This window comes from Enterobacter sp. RHBSTW-00975, assembly GCF_013615235.1.
Lineage (GTDB): Bacteria > Pseudomonadota > Gammaproteobacteria > Enterobacterales > Enterobacteriaceae > Enterobacter > Enterobacter ludwigii.
Map to the genome: position 1 here is coordinate 1,616,854 of NZ_CP055883.1, position 18,615 is coordinate 1,635,468.

The following is an 18,615-nucleotide window of genomic DNA, read 5'->3' on the forward strand; positions in this document are numbered from 1 at the left end:
TTGATTAATCGCGGCTGGCGAAGCCCAGGATGCTCAACAGGCTGACAAAGATGTTGTACAGCGATACATACAGGCTCACGGTGGCGCGGATGTAGTTCGTCTCACCGCCGTGAATGATGTTGCTGGTTTCATACAGGATTGCGCCAGATGAAATCAGAATAAACACGGCGCTGATCGCCAGGTGCAGGGCTGGCAGCTGCAGGAAGATGTTTGCCACCATACCTACCAGCACCACCACGATACCGGCCATCAGCATACCGCCGAGGAAGGACATATCCTTACGGGTGGTCAGCACGTAGGCCGAACAGCAGAAGAACACCAGCGCGGTACCGCCCAGCGCCATGCCAATCACGTCGCCCATACCGGCGGACAGATAGGCGTTAAGGATGGGCCCCAGGATATAGCCCAGGAAACCCGTAAAGGCGAACGCGGACAGAATACCCACCGGTTTATCAGCAGTTTTGTAGGTCAGGAACATCAGACCATACATCCCCACCAGCGTCAGGATCAGACCCGGTGACGGCAGCATCAGCACGGTGCTGGCCGTTGCGGTCATCGCCGAGAATGCCAGCGTCAGGCTGAGCATGAAATAGGTATTGCGCAGCACCTTGTGGGTACTGAGTAGCGATGTGCGGTCGCGTGAAGAAGTAATTATACGATCCATGAGTCACTCTCTTATGACAGATGTAATTAGCGGAAAGAATAGGAAACGGCGCGCCAGTCTCAAAGTGGTTTTACCCATCTTTACTCAGGACGTTAGCGTTACTGCTGGTTGTTTATTCTTCAGAAAACCTTTTCAGCAGAATGAACAACGGTTTGCTTCATTTATTCAGATCAAGCTCTTATAGGTTACTGAAAAATATTGCGTTATTACACGTTGAGCGCTAAGTGTTATTTCCGGATCGTCAAAAAACAGACAATAAGGCGAAGGAAATGAAACCACAAGCACGCACGCGCTTTACACTCTCTTTGTTAACGGCAGGGATCCTGTGCGCCAGCACGGCGACCTGGGCGGCTAACGTGCCAGCAGGAACACAGCTGGCCGATAAACAGGAACTGGTCAGAAACAACGGTAATGAACCGGCCTCACTCGACCCGCATAAAGTCGAAAGCGATGTCGAATTCAATATTATCAGCGATATCTTCGAAGGGCTGGTTAGCGTTTCTCCGACTGGCGAAATACAGCCACGGCTGGCAGAAAAATGGGAGAACAAAGACAACACCGTCTGGACTTTTCATCTGCGTCCAGGCATCACATGGAGTGACGGCACCGCGATTACCGCGCAGGATGTGGTCTGGAGCTGGCAGCGTCTGACAGACCCCAAAACTGCCTCACCGTATGCCAGCTATCCGGGCAACATGCATATTGTTAACGCCGCTGATATCGCTCAGGGGAAAAAAGCACCGGATACGCTGGGTGTAAAAGCCATTAACGATACTACGCTTGAGGTCACGCTGACTCAACCTAATGCCGCATTCCTTGCCATGCTGGCCCACCCGTCGCTGGTGCCGGTGGATAAGGTGCTGATTGGTCGGTTTGGTGATAAGTGGACCAAACCGGAGCATATCGTCACCAGCGGAGCGTATAAACTGTCGCAGTGGGTGGTTAACGAGCGCATCGTGGCGGAGCGTAACGCGCGCTACTGGGATAACGCACATACCGTTATCAATAAGGTGACCTATCTGCCGATCACCTCCGAGGCCTCGGATGTAAACCGTTTTAAAGCAGGTGAAATCGATATTGTTTATACGGTGCCGATCAACCAGTTTGCCCAGCTCAAGAAAACCCTGGGTAGCCAGCTGGATGTCTCCCCGCAGCTTGCCACCTATTACTATGAATTCAACACCACCCGGCCGCCGTTCAACGACGCGCGTGTACGTAAGGCGCTGAACATGGCGCTGGATAAAGAGATCATTGCCGGGAAGGTATTAGGGCAGGGGCAGCGTCCGGCGTGGCTTATCAGCCAGCCAGATATTGGCGGTGTGACGCTCCAGAACCCGGACTATGCCAACTGGCCGATGGATAAACGTATCGAAGAAGCGAAAAAGCTGCTGGCCGAAGCCGGCTTTAACGCCAGCCATCCGCTGCGTTTTAACCTGCTCTATAACACCTCTGAATCGCACCAGCGCATCGCGATTGCCGCCAGCTCTATGTGGAAGAAAAACCTCGGGGTGGAGGCGAAGCTGCAAAATCAGGAGTGGAAAACGATGCTCGATACGATGCATACCCACGACTTTGACGCAGTGCGCTACGCCTGGATTGCCGATTACGACGATGCTGCCACTTTCCTGAACAACTTCCGTACCGGTGACAGCGAAAACACCAGCCAGTACAGCAATCCGGAGTATGACCAGGCGCTGGTGAACGCCGCGAAAGCCAAAACACCGGCAGAGCGCGGTAAGTTCTATCAGCAGGCGGAAGATTTGCTGGCGCGCGATGTGCCTGCCATTCCGGTTTATCACTATGTCCGCACGCACCTGGTCAAACCGTGGGTGGGAGGATTCACGCCGGACAAGCTGGGGTACTATTTCACCAGGGACATGTATATCAAAAAACACTGAGTATGAACGCTGAATTTTGTGCTGATAAAATGGCCGATACGTTGTCTATTCAACCGATTAAACGCGTTTTGGCTATTTTTAAAGCGAACGAATGCGGTCACTCTTTACAGCATGCGGAGAGGTGTTTATAGTTCGCCTCACTTAGGAAGTGTGGCCGAGCGGTTGAAGGCACCGGTCTTGAAAACCGGCGACCCGAAAGGGTTCCAGAGTTCGAATCTCTGCGCTTCCGCCAGACATAAAAGCCCTGCGATAGTCATATCGCGGGGCTTTTTGCTTTTAAGGGGCATGGATAGCACCCGCAGAAAAAAAATAGAAAAATTCCTGCTTTACAAGGCGCTAATAGATGTTTATAGTGCGCCTCACTTTGGAAGCGTGGCCGAGCGGTTGAAGGCACCGGTCTTGAAAACCGGCGACCCGAAAGGGTTCTAGAGTTCGAATCTCTACGCTTCCGCCAAATTTGAAACCCAGGTCGTTATGCGACCTGGGTTTTTTGTTTTTGTCGGTTTTCAGTATGCCATTGCCGTCTGGCTTGTGTCGGTGGGGCTAAGAATCCATCGGACGGATTAGTAACCGGCATCTGTTACATCTTGCTCCTGGTGTTCCAGGATAATGCCAGCGATGATGTCATTGGGGTTATCCACCCGATCTGGTCGTTTAATGACGTGAGTCGTTCCCTTCTCAAAATAGTTAATAGCAAACATCTCATCTTCATAACGATTGCAATGCCTGTTTTCATCAATGAGAGCATTCAGTCGTCTGGTTACATTTTCATGGTTATCGGATGTAGCCACACGATCTAAGGGAATCAGCCTCACAGGTACGCCCTTATGCATATAACTTACGGAACGATCGACACCCTTCAGAATTTTTCAAACTACACAGAACAGGTTGTTGTTCAAGGTCGTACCCACTCCTCGAACGATACCTGAGATGTACATATCATGAGTACTGGGTCGAGGCATGCAAAAATCCCCTGCGATATTTGTTTTTCTGATGAAAATAATAAGACCCATTTAAATAAATAATAAAAATGGTGAAGGCCAGTAAATATCGCCAATTTTTCACACAGGCAGGCACGTTCTGCCTTTCATTTTTTGATAAAAGTACAAAATCAGATATTTCATGTGATTGATGAGATTTTATACAAAGTTGTCCCTAAATTAAATTGATCACTTACTGTACACCCTTATTTCATAAGGGTTAAAGGGGTATGCAAGAAAATTCTTATAAATCAGAAAGATGATCTTTGGCTGTCAGAATTTCTATGGGAAACATTTTGTTACATTTTTTGATTTCCGATCGGGTGGTGAACGTTCCTACACTCCGGCCATTGGGTCTTATCCGAAATTTTTTCATTTCAGACAAATACTCAAAAACACAATGTCGATATGCTGGTGAATGGAATGTGCCCGCTTTTAATTCCGGGGTTTTGATTTTCGTCCGATGACGTGAGCCTGGAAGTTGTTCTGGCTGGGTTTGCCTTTCTTATTAATTTCTCACTGGCATTGACCGTTTTTATAACTCCATAAAACAGGGATAGCCATGTCTAACTCTTCTTTTCAGTCCGAAATACCCAAGGCACGTATTAATTTAAAGCTTGATTTGCATACGGGCGGAGCGAGCAAGAAAACTGAGCTCCCCCTGAAATTACTGGTGGCGGGAGACTTCAGTAATGGTCAGGAGACTGCACCACTATCGGAGCGCAAAAAAGTTAATCTGAATAAAAACAACTTTGACTCTGTACTTTCCGAATATTCCCCAATCGTAAATATTACCGTTAAAAACACGCTTGCTGGTGATGGCAGTGAAGACAACATCAATCTGACATTCCAGAGTATTAATGATTTCTCTCCGGAGCAGGTTTCGCGGCAAATACCTCAGCTGAAGGCCATGCTCTCCATGCGCAATTTGCTTCGCGATTTAAAAGCAAACCTGCTTGATAACCAGGCTTTCCGAAAAGAGCTGGAAAAAATTCTTCTCGATCCTGCATTAAGTGCAGAACTCAGAGCCGAACTCTCAGCCCTGGCTCCGAAACAGCCATAACGGCCATATGCTTTTAACGGATTAATAAGGAATATGTTGATGTCTGTAAAAAATGAGAATGCCGCGGGTAACGAGAGTGTAGTGCTTGAACGTCCTGCAGCAGGCGGGGTATATGCGTCCCTGTTTGAAAAAATCAATCTTAACCCTGTCTCTGAGCTAAGTGCGCTTGATATCTGGCAGGATGCACAGGCGATGTCGGATGCAACAGCAGACGAACGTTTAACTGCCGGCATGAAGGTGTTCCTGGAATGTCTGACAAAAGCGGGCTCAAAAGTTGAGAAACTCGATAAAAACCTGATTGACCACCATATCGCGGAACTGGATTACCAGATCAGCCGTCAGCTTGATGCTGTTATGCATCATGAAGACTTTCAGGCGGTAGAAAGTCTGTGGCGCGGTGTGAAATCTCTTGTCGACAAAACCGATTTTCGCCAGAACGTGAAAGTTGAACTACTGGATATGTCTAAAGAAGACCTGCGTCAGGACTTTGAAGACTGCCCGGAAATCGTCCAAAGCGGGCTGTATAAACATTCATATATTGATGAGTATGATACCCCCGGTGGCGAGCCGATTGCTGCGCTGATTTCCGCTTACGAATTTGATGCGTCTGCGCAGGATGTAGCCCTGCTGCGCAACATCTCTAAAGTGTCTGCTGCTGCACATATGCCGTTTATCGGTTCTGCCGGCCCGAAATTCTTCCTGAAAGACAACATGGAGGACGTGGCGGCCATTAAAGATATCGGTAATTACTTTGACCGCGCTGAGTACATCAAGTGGAAATCCTTCCGCGAGACGGATGATTCCCGCTATATCGGTCTGGTCATGCCGCGTGTACTGGGGCGCCTGCCTTATGGTCCGGATACCGTACCTGTGCGTAGCTTCAACTACGTCGAAGAAGTGAAAGGTCCGGATCATGACAAATACCTGTGGACCAACGCCTCGTTTGCCTTTGCATCCAACATGGTACGCAGCTTCATTAACAACGGCTGGTGTGTACAAATTCGTGGCCCGCAGGCCGGTGGCGCCGTTCAGGACCTGCCTATTCATCTGTACGACCTCGGTACCGGCAATCAGGTAAAAATCCCGTCTGAAGTGATGATCCCGGAAACCCGCGAATTTGAGTTCGCGAATCTGGGCTTCATTCCACTTTCCTACTACAAGAATCGCGATTACAGCTGTTTCTTCTCGGCGAACTCCACGCAGAAGCCGGCCACGTATGACACCGCTGATGCTACTGCCAACAGCCGCATCAACGCCCGTCTGCCTTACATCTTCCTGCTGTCGCGTATTGCGCACTACCTGAAGCTCATTCAGCGCGAAAACATCGGCACCACTAAGGATCGTCGTCTTCTGGAGCTGGAGCTGAACACCTGGGTTCGCGGTCTGGTGACGGAAATGACCGATCCCGGCGATGAGCTGCAGGCGTCCCACCCACTGCGCGATGCGAAAGTGGTGGTGGAAGATATCGAAGATAACCCGGGCTTCTTCCGCGTGAAGCTGTACGCCGTGCCGCACTTCCAGGTAGAAGGGATGGACGTCAATCTGTCACTGGTATCCCAGATGCCGAAAGCCAAAGCATAGGGCAGGAGCAGGGATGAAAATATATCGTCCACTGTGGAACGAGGGGGCTTTACTGTCCCCTCAACAGTTCCAGCAGCAGGCTGAATGGGAGTCTTTTCGCAGTGCCGGTGCATCAGCGCTAGCATCCCCATTCCCCTGGGGGGTAGAAAAGATTGAGTTTAATGACAGCCTTCTTTCGTCTGGTCTGATCCAGATTACGCTGCTACGCCTCTGGCTGGACGATGGATCGCTGATTGATGCTCAAAGGAGCGATCTGCCTCCACGTCCACGGGAGTTAAATGCCAGCCAGCTGGCAGGTCTCGATTCCGTAACCGTTGTCATCGCACTGCCTCACATGCAGCCGGGTATTGCCAACGTAGAACAGGAAGGTGTTACCGCAGACCGCCCGCTCCGCTATCGCGAGGAATGGGTGACGTTGCAGGATGCCTTCGGGTCCGAAGAAGAATCCATAGCCGTTGCCCGGTATAATTTCACCATCCGGTTTGCCCATGAAAGCAATGATTCCTGGAAAGTGTGCCCGGTGGCCAGACTGATCCGTGATGGACAAAATGCATGGCGACTGGATCCGTCCTTTATTCCGCCCGTTGCGTCTTTTGCGGCAAGCCCTGTCCTTCGCGAACGTCTGGTGCTACTCAATCGTCAGTTACGCTCCCGACGCCAGCGCCTGATGACGATGCGTCGTGAAAGCAACGAAAGGCTCGCCGACTTTGCCGTCGCCGATGTTTCCCTTTTCTGGTTGCTGAATGCACTGAATTCTCACGCCAGAGTGCTGACAGAATACGAACGTTTTCCTTCCCGGCCACCTGAACAGGTGTGGGCGGAGCTTGCACGTCTGGCAGGCAGTATGCTGACCTTTTCCCTGAACCATGATCTTGACGCCATTCCGGGTTATGACCACGAGGAACCGGCCAATGCGTTTCCTCCGCTGTGGCTGACTGACAAAATCAAAGGTGCTCAGCAGGACGCGGAAACGGCTGCGAAAGGGGTGATATTCGGACCAGAAGGCACTGTAAAAGAGGCGGATAAGGCATTGACTACGCTGTCTCAGCGCCTGCAAAAAGCCGGTATAACACAGATACTGAATAATCCGGCACATAACGGCCTGCTTCAGTTATCTTCCCGTCTTCAACACGAATTGAAAGCCAGTCTGGCTGTTTTACTCAGCGGGCTGATGCAGGGATCTGCGGCCTGGCGTTTACGTGGTGTCATGTTCAGCCCCGAACTGGCCGTTGCCGGAACGGTACCAAATACACGCCTCGACACACCGACCTGGAAAGCCGTCATTGATGACTGTGATGCCGTCAGCGGCAGAAAGCTGGGCTTCGACTGGCTGAAGATGCTGCGGTTAATTCTGCTTTCCCTGATTGTTCTGTGGGGGGCCGGTACACTGCTGTCCCTGATCGTTAACCGTACCCAGATTTATCAGGCACAAGAAACGGCGATGCAGGCAGCGGATACCGCAAAACCCCTGGCAGAACGCCTGCACAACCAGCTCGTACTCCAGCAAGCCATTGCCCGTCTGCAACACCGTGAGGCGACCGGCGCTCCATGGTATACCCGATTTGGTCTTAATCAGGACAGCGACACGCTGGCCGCACTCTGGCCGCTGTATGCGAAAAACAACGCACAGCTGATGAGGGATGCCACCGCAGATTATCTCAGGCAGCAGCTGAATGCTTTTGTGCAACTGCCTCCTGCCAGTGATGCCCGTACGCAGGGCACACAGCACACCTATGACGTGCTCAAAAGTTATCTGATGCTGGCCCGTCCGGATAAAGCGGACGCGAGCTGGCTGGCAAAAAACGTGCTGAAAGCCTGGCCGAAGCGTCAGAATGTGCCGGATGGCACATGGCAGGACCTCGCACCGAAACTGCTGGGCTTTTATGCGCAAAACCTCCCGGCTCATCCGGAATGGAAAATTAAGCCTGACACTGAATTAATCAGCACGATCCGTCAGATCCTGCTTAAGCAGGTAGGTCAGCGTAACGCTGAATCTGGCTTGTATCAGGACATGCTTAAGCGCGTGGCCAGCAACTGGCCTGATTTAACGCTTGCCGATATGACAGGCGACACCGATGCCTCAACGGTATTCAGCACTGACGAAGTCGTCCCCGGTATGTTTACGCGTCAGGCCTGGGAAGAGCAGGTTCAGGATTCGATTAACGAGGTCGTCAAGACACGCCGTGATGAAATTGACTGGGTACTGACGGATAAGACGCACCAGACAGGGAGCGATATCTCCCCGGAGGTGCTGAAGGCCCGCCTGACTGAACGCTATTTTACCGATTTTGGCAATGCCTGGCTGAACATGGTCAACAGCATTCAGTGGCAGGAAGCCACGTCACTTTCTGAGGCGATTGCCCAGCTCAACCTGATCGGCGATGTCCGTCAGTCGCCGCTGGTGGCACTGATGAACACGCTGGCCTGGCAGGGCAAAACAGGGCAAAAGGGCGAGGCACTGGCCGATTCGATTGTCGATTCGGCGAAAAAGCTGATCGGTCAGAAAAAAAATGGCAGACAGTTTATTGAACAGGCACAGGGCCCAAAAGGGCCGCTCGATGAGGTGTTTGGACCGCTGATGGGGCTGATGGAAGGTAAAGAGGGCACCGGTGCCAACGGTAACCTCAGTTTCCAGTCCTGGCTTGCCCGCGTCACGCAGGTACGCCTGAAACTCCAGCAGGTTACCAGCGCCCCGGATCCGCAGGCCATGTCGCAGATGCTGGCCCAGACAGTATTCCAGGGCAAAGCCATCGATCTGACCGATACCCGCGACTATGGCAGTCTGGTTGCGGCGAGTCTGGGGCAGGAGTGGAATGGATTTGGCCAGTCGTTATTTGTGCAACCGCTTGATCTGGCCTGGCGGCAGGTACTTGCCCCGGCTGCGGGAAGCCTCAATGCCCGCTGGCAGTCGACCATTGTCGAACAGTGGAATAAGGCCTTTGCGGGGCGCTATCCGTTTAAAGCCACCGGCAGCGATGTCTCGTTGCCGTTGCTGGCTCAGTTCCTGCGTAGCGACTCGGGTCGAATCACGACCTTCCTGAAAACGAATCTTGGCGGGATCCTCCATCAGGAGGGAAATCGCTGGGTCGTTGACCTTTCCGCAAGTCAGGGGATGGTTGTCAGCCCGGATTTCCTCCGGGCGATTAATCAGCTGGCGGAACTGTCAGATATCGTGTTTTCTCAGGGCGATGCGGGTGTTCACTTCGAACTGATGGCGCGTCCTTCACGGGATGTTGCCAGAGTGCAGCTTACCCTCGATGAGCAGAACCTGGATTACTTCAATCAGATGGAAAGCTGGCAAAGCTTCACCTGGCCTGGAAACACTTACTATCCTGGCGTGTCGCTCAGCTGGCGTAGTGTGAACAGCGGCATGCAGCTGTATGCCAGTAACCAGGGCAACTGGGGTTTCATTCGCCTGCTGGACAAGGCTCTCATCACTCCGCTTGACGCCAGCCGTACACAACTGGTGTGGATCACCGCCGATGGCAACCCTCTGAAGTTTGTGATGCGTAGCGAGCTCGGTACAGGTCCCCTGGCATTGCTGAAACTTCAGGGATTCACGCTGCCCGACACTATCTTTAGCGTCGCAGCTGGCGGAGAAGAGCGCCAGTAATGATGGGCGGGAAAATTTACCCGGCACTGGCTTTCGCAAAACAGGTTGAAGGCTGGTCTCAGGGTATTTGCAGCAAAGTGAACCGATGGCACGAAACTGAATCCTCATCCCCATGCCAGTTTATGACCTTTCGGCAGTGTCGCGCATGGCTCAGCGACTGGCAGAAGCATAATCCAGCACCAGGTACACGAGGGGACAGCGCCTCCGCGCCCCATCGGCGCCTTCGTCCCCATGTCAGAAAAGCCCACTGGTGAAGCTACTGGAAGGCCAAACCCACTCAGGGGGAGGAGAAAAGTATGCTGCTGAAATGGAAGCTACCGCAAATCGTCAATGGTAAGGACGACGCTTCTCTGGAAGCGGTCGTGAGGTTTATGAAAGAACAAACAAACGGGAAAAAGAATGAGCTCACCGGAAGAACTGTTAACCGCCTGCGCCACCAGGCAGGAAGAAAGGCAGCGCCTCATCTCGCGGGCAAATGATGCCCTGTCGCTCTGGGATAACTGGCTGCACCCGTTCACCTCCGGGGCAGAAACCGGGGACGATCCCGCATATGATGATAATTTTCAGCTGATGCGTGAGGAGATCAACAAGCTTTCAGGTACCGATTCAGCGTTATTGTGTGAGCTGGCCCAGAAGTGTCTTTGCGAATGCGCCAAAGACATTCGTGTCGTGACCTGGTACGTGCTGGCCCGACTCAGCCGCGACGGTGAAAAAGGGTTATCCGAAGGCTTACTGCTGCTTGTCGCGATGCTGACCCGCTACGGGCAGGCATGCCATCCCCGGCGTCCCGTAGCCCGTAAAGCTGCGCTGGAGTGGCTGAACAGTGCAAAAGTAATTGATGCACTGCTGTTATGGCCCGAGGTGGACAGCAATGATGCCGGTCTGACGGCTGGCGTCATCAGCCTGCTTGAATCAACACTGGCTGACTGGCCGGAAGCCGAGAAACCGTCTTTTGCAGGCCTTTGTACCGCTCTTGAAAACCGTCTGGCACGTTCGGGTGGTATGGAAGCGCTGGTCCCCCAGAACAGCAGTACGCATGAGCACGGGCGTGAACCTGCCCATTCTGATTCTCCGCAGCTGTCAGCCGTGAAATCTGGCCGCGATTTACTCGACCAGTGGAGGTGCAGGCGCAAAACGCCAGCCTGCGGTTGTTCGCTGAGAAGAAGCTGACGCTGAGCTCGGCGAATGACATCTCCCTGGCCGGAAAAAAACGTATCACGCTGATCGGCGGCGGAAGCTATCTGCGACTTGAGGCCGGGAAGGTCGAGTATGGTACGACGGCGTCGTATATGCGCAAAGTTAAAAGGACGATGGCGGCGGGAGCTGCGTCACAACAGCCGGAAATGCCCTGGCTTGCCGACCCGGTTAAATCCACTGCCAGTGTGCTGATGCAGTATCTGTATCACGACGATGTCCCGGTAGTGGGCGCGTCTTTCAAAGTGACTCTTGCTGATGGCTCTGTCCGGGAAGGTAACCTTGACGGTGCGGGATATCTGCATCTGGAAGACGTCCCGCCGGGGAGTGTGCAGGTGGAGTTCGGGCCGGATATCCGGAATTATTTACGTAAAAATAAGATCGATAATCAGTCGTTTGTTGGGACATCTCTCAGCGAGGCAGACATTGACTCACTGATAGCGAAACACAGCGGAGGTGTGGAATGAGTGGGGTGAGCGTTGCTTGGTTTAAGGAAACCAGCCTGGAAACTGGACAGTGGATCTGGGGTACGCTTCAGGGGGCATTTAATGAAAAACAGACCATCGGGCAGATCATCGTTGATGCGGTGATCGGCATGATCCCGCTGGTCGGCGATGTAACGGCAGTACGCGATCTGATTGCTGTTTCGATAGGACTGGCGAAAGAACCGAAGAAACGGGAAAGCGTGACTGAATGGGTATTTCTGGTGATCCTGCTGTTTGCGCTAATCCCGGTAATTGGTGGCGTGATAAAAGGCGTCGGACGTCTGGCCCTGCGTGTGACAACAAAAGCGGCAGAGAATGTGGAAACCCTTGGCGCTGTGATTAAGTTTCTGAACCGTATCGGCGAAGGTGATGCGGTGAAGTGGCTGAATAAGCAGAATGTCGTTGAGTATCAGGCAGAGTTGATTGAAAAGATGAGTGATTTTTGCAACACGATGATCACAGCCATCAATCAAATCCTGAAAGCCCGCGTCGGGCGGATGTTGCCGGAGAAATGGCAGGCGGACTTACTCCGGGTACGGGATGGTTTTACGGCACTGCAACAGCTGGCATCGAGAATGATCCCGCAGGCGCTGAAAGAGCTGGATGCGAAACTGCGAGTGTTACAGGCGCTGGTGTATAAAGGTGAAATACATACGATAGCAACGGGAACAGGACGCGCTGAGGTCCGGCGTGAGGCTGAGGCGTATTTGATTGAACGTCCGCTGCGGGAAGCGCTGAAGCAAGGGACGCGGTATCCGAGTGTTCATGCGGAGGAATTGTATAAAACGACATTGCGTCGAAAATACTCTAAAGCCGGGTATCCAGATTTGATAAGAAGTAAAGGGAAAAGTCCTGCTTTTGGTAATAAGCCAGTATTTACATCCATCGCTTCATTTAGTGGTGACATCACGGCTAAAAGCGCCCGTGATATGGCGGGAAGCACTATTTTTCGTGCCTTTGGTAATCCCACAGATTTGGCTCCTAATGGTTCGTGGGCTGCTGGTGGATTCTGGGGGTATCAAAAAGTGCCGGGCAGTGCTGAAGAATGGCGCCAGTTATCGGCGGTACTGGATGAGTGGAACGGCAACGGTTTTCTGGTGGTGCTGCATCTGCCGGAAGACCTGGCAACTCGTATGCCGGGTAGCAACGCCTGGCATGGGAAAATAGCTGAACAGTTCGGTAGTGCAATTCCAGCTCAATATCTGAAAGGTGGTGGCGAACAGGTGATTATTAATCTGGATGAGATGCTTAAACAAGAGGTTAACCGTATTGGGGAACAGGTCAAAGCTATCGGACAGGCTGCCAGTGTTGAAATTAATGGCGTAAAGGCTGAGTTTTATCCCACAAATTGGCAGGATGTTAACGGCGTGCATGGCTACAGTAAACCAGAAGGGATAGAGCCTCCATATGCCACGACCACGCGTGAATTGCATGATGATGAACTGCGCAGCAAAGTGACAGATCGGACGATACTGAATGCAGCCCGTTTTGAACGGCAGACAACCACAGGGAGTGAACAATGATAACCATTGAAAAAACAAAGTATCCAATGACGGATGAACAAGTGCGCCGCAAACTGTTCTGGTTGTTACAGCGACTGAGCAGCTATACCCTTTGGCAGCGCAAACGGGATGCCTGGGCCTATTTTGTGCAGAAATATGAAGAAGCGTTAAAGACCTGGCCGGAAGAAAAAACATATGGTTTTCATCCAAAGAATATTATCTGGGCCTATGATGCGCTACGTCTCTATGACGAAGGACTTGCAGAATTGGCTGTGGGTAATCGGCAAGTATGGCAGTTAAAAACTGGTGAATTTGAGCAGCTTGAGCGAGCGGTTGGATTGATCGACAGCTTTTTTTACCCTCTCTGTCATGAACGAGGCTCTCAGCAGGAACCTTACCCACCAGATATAGAAAAGCTCAATAAGCTGAAGATTGCAGCAAAAATACATGGTGACTATCTAATATATCCACCACATGATAATGTATGCAACTTTTTCGATGCTGCATATTTATTAGAATTAGATAATTATGAATATAATTTTAATAAGTTAGCGTATCCGGCTTTCCCGAAAAACTTGTCTCCTGTTCCGGAGCGCAGTGATATTATTATTAAAACCGATGACATGGTGCCCTGCGACGGCATCTGGGAACCGGTAAAGATTCATTACAACCATAAGCTATTGATTATTAAAGACGGCATCAGCGGATTTAATAATCTCGGGCCGTATAATTATTTTATTCGTGGAATGAATGCTCCCCGCCAGGTGTATTACGACGTATTAATTGAAAGTGATACAGAAATGGTTATCCCTGACGACCCAATCCGTTACCGGGACGTTCACTGGCGTCTGGTCTGGGAAGATACCCGCTACTGTGACGGAATTATCCCTGATGAATCAGAATACTTTCTGGATGATGCGCCAGGCAAACGCATTACCTGCCCGAGCGGGGAGCTTTGTCCGCATTCAGGCCTCTGGGCGACCATAGCCGGAGGACATCAGCAGTTTGTTGATGTTCAGGCCGGGCAGTTGATGCCAGAAGCAACCAAATATCAGAGCAATATATATGCGGCTGAAATTCATCTTCCTGCGTTATGGAGCCTTTTACACCGGGATGATGAGGGGAGTGTTTATATAAAGGATAGTTGAATATCTGGTTAGCGTTTTTCGACGGACAGACCCGATATTTTCTGGATATCAATGACAGTTCGGTGAAGCCGGATGTTCTGCGCTTTCGCGGCAGGGAAGCGCTGAGCGAGCCGTTTAAGTGGGATATCGAGTTCACCACTTCGCAGAGGAACATTTCCCCTGAACAGGTCCTGATGAAATATGCCTCTTTCCGGATGCGGAGCGGTAAAAATGTCCACGGCATTATCACCCGCCTGGAATGGCTTTCCACTTCAAAGGATCAGTCCCACTACCGTCTTACGCTCAGTTCCCGCCTGGCGCTCCTGGGATACACCCGGCAGTGTGCGGTATATCAGAACCAGTCAGTTCCTGAGGTGGTGGAGCAGGTACTGCGCAAACACGGGCTGGAGGGACCCGATTTTGAATTCCGCCTGGAGCGCACCTACCCGCCGCGTGAAATTATCACCCAGTGGCGGGAAACGGACCTTGAGTTTATCCGGCGCATTCTGTCTGAAGTGGGGATTTACTGGCGTACGGTGATGGACGACGTGCGCGGTCTGGATACGTACATACTGGCCGACAGCCAGCTCAACTACCAGTTTGATGTGCGCCTGCCCTACAGCGAGCCGTCGGGTCTGTTTGACGGTGCGGCAGAGTCGGTCTGGGATGTACGAACCTGGCACACCCTTGCCACCGGCACGGTCGCCACGCGGGATTATAACTACCGGACAGCCTCCACACCGATGGATGCGACGGTCAGCGTGCGTAACGACGCGGTCACCACCGGAAAGCATTACCGCTACGCAGCGCCTTATCGTGACGCAGGTGATGACACCAGCCCGGAGCCGGAGACCGAATCCGGCGCATTCTACGCCCGACTCCACCATGAGCGTGAGCTGAACAGGACTGCCTGTATTCACCTGTTCAGCAATGCGGCACACCTCACTCCCGGGCAGGTGCTGGAGCCGCAGGGCGATGTCATTGCTGCCCTGAAGGAAGGCGTGCTCCTCACGCTCGTGACCTTCCGGGGCGCCAGGGATTCCCGTCTGCATGTGTCGGTCTGGGGGATGCCTTATACCGAACGCTACTGTTTCCGCCCAACTGAAATCCCGCGCCCTGAAATCCACGGCACACTTCCGGCCCGCGTCGAGAGCCGGGAGAAAAATGATATCTACGCGCACCTGGATGAGCAGGGTCGCTACCGGGTAAAGCCGGACTTCGACCGGGAAGAATCTTCTGTTCATTAAGATCCTGACTTATATGAAAGCAACAGACAGTGAAAAAATATGGAATGAGGACAACTCTTGCTATGCTATTACTTATATTCCTGACTACAAGCCTTTTGGCGGCGTAGGGCGAGTATTACGTCTTTTTTCAAATCAATCATTTTTCGTTGTCTATGACAAAACTGGAAAAAATGAAAAGTTCAGCTTGGCATTTTTGGGAATATCAGTTCTCTGATTTAGTTGCACCTGAATGGTCAGGCATTGATTTTCTTTACCCTTCTGATAGCGGGTTTTCAGGCTGGACTTTACCTGAATCCAAAAAATAAAAAAATTTAGTAAAACTAATAATAACCTTCCTTGGATGTATTACCGTTCTGGCAGTGCATCATTTGGGTTACGAATGGTACATAACTTACTTTAGACCAAGGAGTAGGGGGTAGGATTCGGATTTGTAATCTTCTATATGAGATACATTATCATACCCATTACATTTCTAACAACATTTATAAAACCAAAGCACTCTTCAGTAATCTTTGGTCTGGTTATTATCTTTATGTTTTATTCTTGGTATGGAACAAATCCACTTCGAGTAATATTGATGTTTTGTTCCTCATTATCCGGTTGTTCAATAATTATTTTTGCAAAAAAATCCTTAAAAGAAACATAAGGTAATTTACATCCCTTAGAACCTAAACCTCTATCATTTAAAATAATTTGCTATATTATGAATCAAAAAACGCCATCTTTATATGAAATTCTTACCGGCAACTTTACAGGGGATCTTCCCCTTGAAGTTGTAAACGAAGAAGACCAGGTCATTTTATCTGTACTGGATAACATCCAGCGTATTTTGAACGCCCGAGCCGGGACCATATCCCATTTACCAGATTATGGTTTGCCGGACATGACCAAAATTCTGCAAGGCATGCCGGGTACAGCCCACGAGCTGATCGATACGCTGGCCGGTGTCCTGCTCAAGTATGAACCCCGTTTGCAGTCCCTCAATGTAACTTTACTCGAACAGCACGTGCCAGGAGAGTTGCGTTATGCCATTGATGCTGAGCTTAAGGGCATTGGCCTCGTACGTTACGGCACCGAGTTTATGCCCGAAGGACGCGTGATGCTGAGGCACCTGAAGCAACAGCAGTATCTCGATACCGCAATTCGTATGTAAGGCCAGGCAGCGTTCACCAGTTCCAACACCCAGTAAGAGTCAGGCCGATATTGCAGAGTTTGCCAGCGAATGCGCAGCTTCAGGAGCAAATGGACGCGTGGCTGGAAGGTACCGGATTGAACGAGGGGACGCTGAATACATCCGTTACGGATCTGCTGGTGGAGTACGGGGCTCTTGAGATTACCGATATCTTTCTGTGTGTAGATGACCAGTCTGTGAAATTGACACCAGTATTTTTGTACGGCCAGGGCGTGACCGGATGCATGGAAGTGACCCTTCATGCAGAAGGCTGCGTGATCTCTCTGGGGCGCCTGTTCATACGGGCAGGTCATTTCAGTGACTGGACCTTTAATCCCCCGGGGATGTTGCTGCGCACAGTACAACCTTTTGATCAAAGTACTTCTTTTTGTCTGATTTTAGCGCTTCTTCCATAGCTGTTAACCTGGCAGTACCAGCAGACTTGTGGTGAAGCTGCATAAACAGGAAGTACAGCACCGCAACCTTCATTTGGATATTCAGCCATGAATGACATCAATCCACGAAAAATCAAAACCGGTGGCGATCCGCGCACGCTAGCGGATTATGCCACCCTGCGTGATGAACTGAGTAAACTGACACATCCGGCCCGTCCGGATGTGAACTGGCATTATGTCGAAAAACTCTGCCTTTCACTGTTTGAGCAAAACGGTGTGGAGTTACAGACGGCGGCCTGGTACACGCTGGCACGGACGCAGCTGGCCGGCTTATTCGGCCTCAATGAAGGCCTGGCGATACTGGATGCGCTGATAAGCCATCAGTGGGGCACACTGTGGCCGCAGCCGGTACATGCCCGCATGGAAATCCTCAGCAGTCTGAACCAGCGTCTTCAGCAACGGATGCGCTCGCTCCCGCTCAATTACAGCGACCTCAGACAACTGTATCGGGCTGAGCAACTGCTTGGCAGTCTGGGGGAGGTGCTTCAACGTCTGGAGCTTAAGCATCTGAGCCAGCTCGATACGTTGCGTTCCCTGATGCACAACAGCGCTGTCCGGCTGGAAAACAGCAACGATACAACCAGTACCGGGTCGAATATTCAGTCTGGTATTGTCCTGCCTGCCACCGTAAAGAATGGTGCAGTAATATCAACAGGCTCTCATACCGGTAGTCTCTCTGAAGAGACCCCTGCGCCAGACAGCCCAGTGAAGTGGGTATTCGTTGCACAGCCAGAACACCACGCTAATGTGGAAGTACTGACGGCAATGCCCACTCAGGTAAAAAAGTGGAAATCCTTCGCTGCCGGAATGTGTACCATGCTGATAATAAGTACGGGCGCAGTGTGGAGCTGGCAATTTCTTCACCGGCCAGACCCGCTACAGACTCAGCTTGCTGCCTCACTGGCTCCGTTACCTGCACCTCTCGCGCCTGAAAAACTGGATATGTTGCGTCAGCAATCTCCGTCATCACAAACAATGATAGAACAAACACAGCAGCAGCTTGCCCGACTGGATAAATTGCCTCCTGACTGGAGTATTACTTACAGCCGAAAACTTACAGAACAGGCTCAGGTGCTGTGGCCGGAGCAAGCAAAACCCCTGACACAACAGTGGCAGCAACACCTTAATGCTGCCGCATTACCGGTAGAACAGCTCAATGTCTGGTATAAGGGGATGTCAACGCTACAAAAATTGAGTGACCGGCTGAACGGGCTTGATGAGCAGAAAGGCAAATACATGACGGTCAGTGAACTGAAGTCGGTTGTATTTTCCGTCCGGCAGTCTTTTAACCAGTCCATACCGGCTGAAGAGCAACTGCGTATCTTGTCAGAAAATCCTCCTGGTGTACCTTTACCTGCAGCTGCGAGATCTCAGTTGGAGATGCATCTGAAACAACTGGCAGCCCGATATGCTGAAATAAAACGGAATGCATCAGAGTAAATCCATCGTTAAGATACTTTAAAACTCGTCATTATGACGGGAAGCTTCGCGGATATTTCCCCGTTTTAAGATGATGAAGTGTCAGGCCAGTTATGCTGCCATGAGGGATCGTTTTATCGTCCGGTTTGCTTTTTTTGAGGTGATATCGGTGATTATGGACATGCTTTTTCTCCGAAACCCGGTATGCCGTTTGTT

The 18,615-nt window shown here is 51.2% G+C and carries 13 protein-coding genes, 2 tRNA genes and 2 pseudogenes; 15 read left to right on the top strand and 2 right to left on the bottom strand.

All coding sequences use genetic code 11. The features are described from left to right. Positions 1-4: 4 nt before the first annotated feature. The gene (yccA, locus tag HV340_RS07715; protein ID WP_014169445.1) at positions 5-664 is read right to left on the bottom strand and encodes an FtsH protease modulator YccA; all 660 of its coding nucleotides are present in this window, start codon (positions 662-664) and stop codon (positions 5-7) included. A gap of 269 nt (positions 665-933) precedes the next feature. Here yccA and HV340_RS07720 point away from each other — a divergent pair, with 269 nt between their 5' ends. From HV340_RS07720 to HV340_RS07730, 3 genes are all read left to right on the top strand, one after another. After that, positions 934-2,562, top strand: coding sequence for an ABC transporter substrate-binding protein (locus HV340_RS07720; RefSeq protein WP_040017086.1), 1,629 nt, complete (start codon positions 934-936; stop codon positions 2,560-2,562). 144 nt (positions 2,563-2,706) lie between these two features. Next, positions 2,707-2,794: transfer RNA gene (locus HV340_RS07725), tRNA-Ser, on the top strand. Between the two features lie 134 nt (positions 2,795-2,928). After that, positions 2,929-3,016, top strand: a tRNA-Ser gene (locus tag HV340_RS07730). Positions 3,017-3,125: 109 nt separating this feature from the next. Here the strand turns inward: HV340_RS07730 and HV340_RS07735 are convergent. Then, positions 3,126-3,377 (bottom strand): DUF4942 domain-containing protein, encoded by a 252-nt coding sequence (locus HV340_RS07735; RefSeq protein WP_311382247.1) that lies wholly within the window; start codon positions 3,375-3,377, stop codon positions 3,126-3,128. 727 nt (positions 3,378-4,104) lie between these two features. Between HV340_RS07735 and tssB the strand changes: the two genes are divergently transcribed. From tssB to HV340_RS07790, 12 genes and pseudogenes are all read left to right on the top strand, one after another. After that, a complete protein-coding gene (gene tssB, locus HV340_RS07740) occupies positions 4,105-4,605 on the top strand; it encodes a type VI secretion system contractile sheath small subunit (protein ID WP_025204527.1) in 501 nt (166 codons plus the stop codon). Between the two features lie 33 nt (positions 4,606-4,638). Continuing rightward, positions 4,639-6,186: a type VI secretion system contractile sheath large subunit gene (gene tssC, locus HV340_RS07745; protein ID WP_063925131.1), complete on the top strand. Its 1,548-nt coding sequence runs from the start codon at positions 4,639-4,641 to the stop codon at positions 6,184-6,186. Positions 6,187-6,199: 13 nt separating this feature from the next. Beyond that, positions 6,200-9,799 (top strand): type VI secretion system baseplate subunit TssK, encoded by a 3,600-nt coding sequence (gene tssK, locus HV340_RS07750; RefSeq protein ID WP_181216416.1) that lies wholly within the window; start codon positions 6,200-6,202, stop codon positions 9,797-9,799. 399 nt (positions 9,800-10,198) lie between these two features. After that, positions 10,199-10,921, top strand: a pseudogene (locus HV340_RS24625) (type VI secretion system ImpA family N-terminal domain-containing protein); the annotation flags it as partial. After that, complete coding sequence (locus HV340_RS24430) at positions 10,921-11,460, top strand: DUF2345 domain-containing protein (protein WP_345944387.1); 540 nt, start codon at positions 10,921-10,923, stop codon at positions 11,458-11,460. The pseudogene HV340_RS24625 and the gene HV340_RS24430, both read left to right, overlap by 1 nt. Then, complete coding sequence (locus tag HV340_RS07765) at positions 11,457-13,001, top strand: hypothetical protein (RefSeq protein ID WP_063925958.1); 1,545 nt, start codon at positions 11,457-11,459, stop codon at positions 12,999-13,001. The genes HV340_RS24430 and HV340_RS07765 overlap by 4 nt, the downstream gene beginning before the upstream one ends. Next, positions 12,998-14,128, top strand: a complete 1,131-nt coding sequence (locus tag HV340_RS07770) for an Imm72 family immunity protein (protein ID WP_059306080.1) — start codon at positions 12,998-13,000, stop codon at positions 14,126-14,128. The genes HV340_RS07765 and HV340_RS07770 overlap by 4 nt, the downstream gene beginning before the upstream one ends. Further along, positions 14,125-15,336: pseudogene (gene vgrG / locus HV340_RS07775) on the top strand (type VI secretion system tip protein VgrG); the annotation flags it as partial. The gene HV340_RS07770 and the pseudogene vgrG, both read left to right, overlap by 4 nt. 188 nt (positions 15,337-15,524) lie before the next feature. Continuing rightward, positions 15,525-15,659, top strand: a complete 135-nt coding sequence (locus HV340_RS24595; protein ID WP_260454391.1) for a hypothetical protein — start codon at positions 15,525-15,527, stop codon at positions 15,657-15,659. A 398-nt stretch (positions 15,660-16,057) separates the two neighbouring features. Beyond that, positions 16,058-16,507, top strand: a complete 450-nt coding sequence (tssE, locus tag HV340_RS07780; RefSeq protein ID WP_020884756.1) for a type VI secretion system baseplate subunit TssE — start codon at positions 16,058-16,060, stop codon at positions 16,505-16,507. An 89-nt stretch (positions 16,508-16,596) separates the two neighbouring features. Continuing rightward, positions 16,597-16,941: a hypothetical protein gene (locus HV340_RS07785; RefSeq protein WP_226876144.1), complete on the top strand. Its 345-nt coding sequence runs from the start codon at positions 16,597-16,599 to the stop codon at positions 16,939-16,941. An 87-nt stretch (positions 16,942-17,028) separates the two neighbouring features. Further along, the gene (locus HV340_RS07790; protein WP_063925118.1) at positions 17,029-18,420 is read left to right on the top strand and encodes a VasL domain-containing protein; all 1,392 of its coding nucleotides are present in this window, start codon (positions 17,029-17,031) and stop codon (positions 18,418-18,420) included. Positions 18,421-18,615 lie beyond the last annotated feature (195 nt).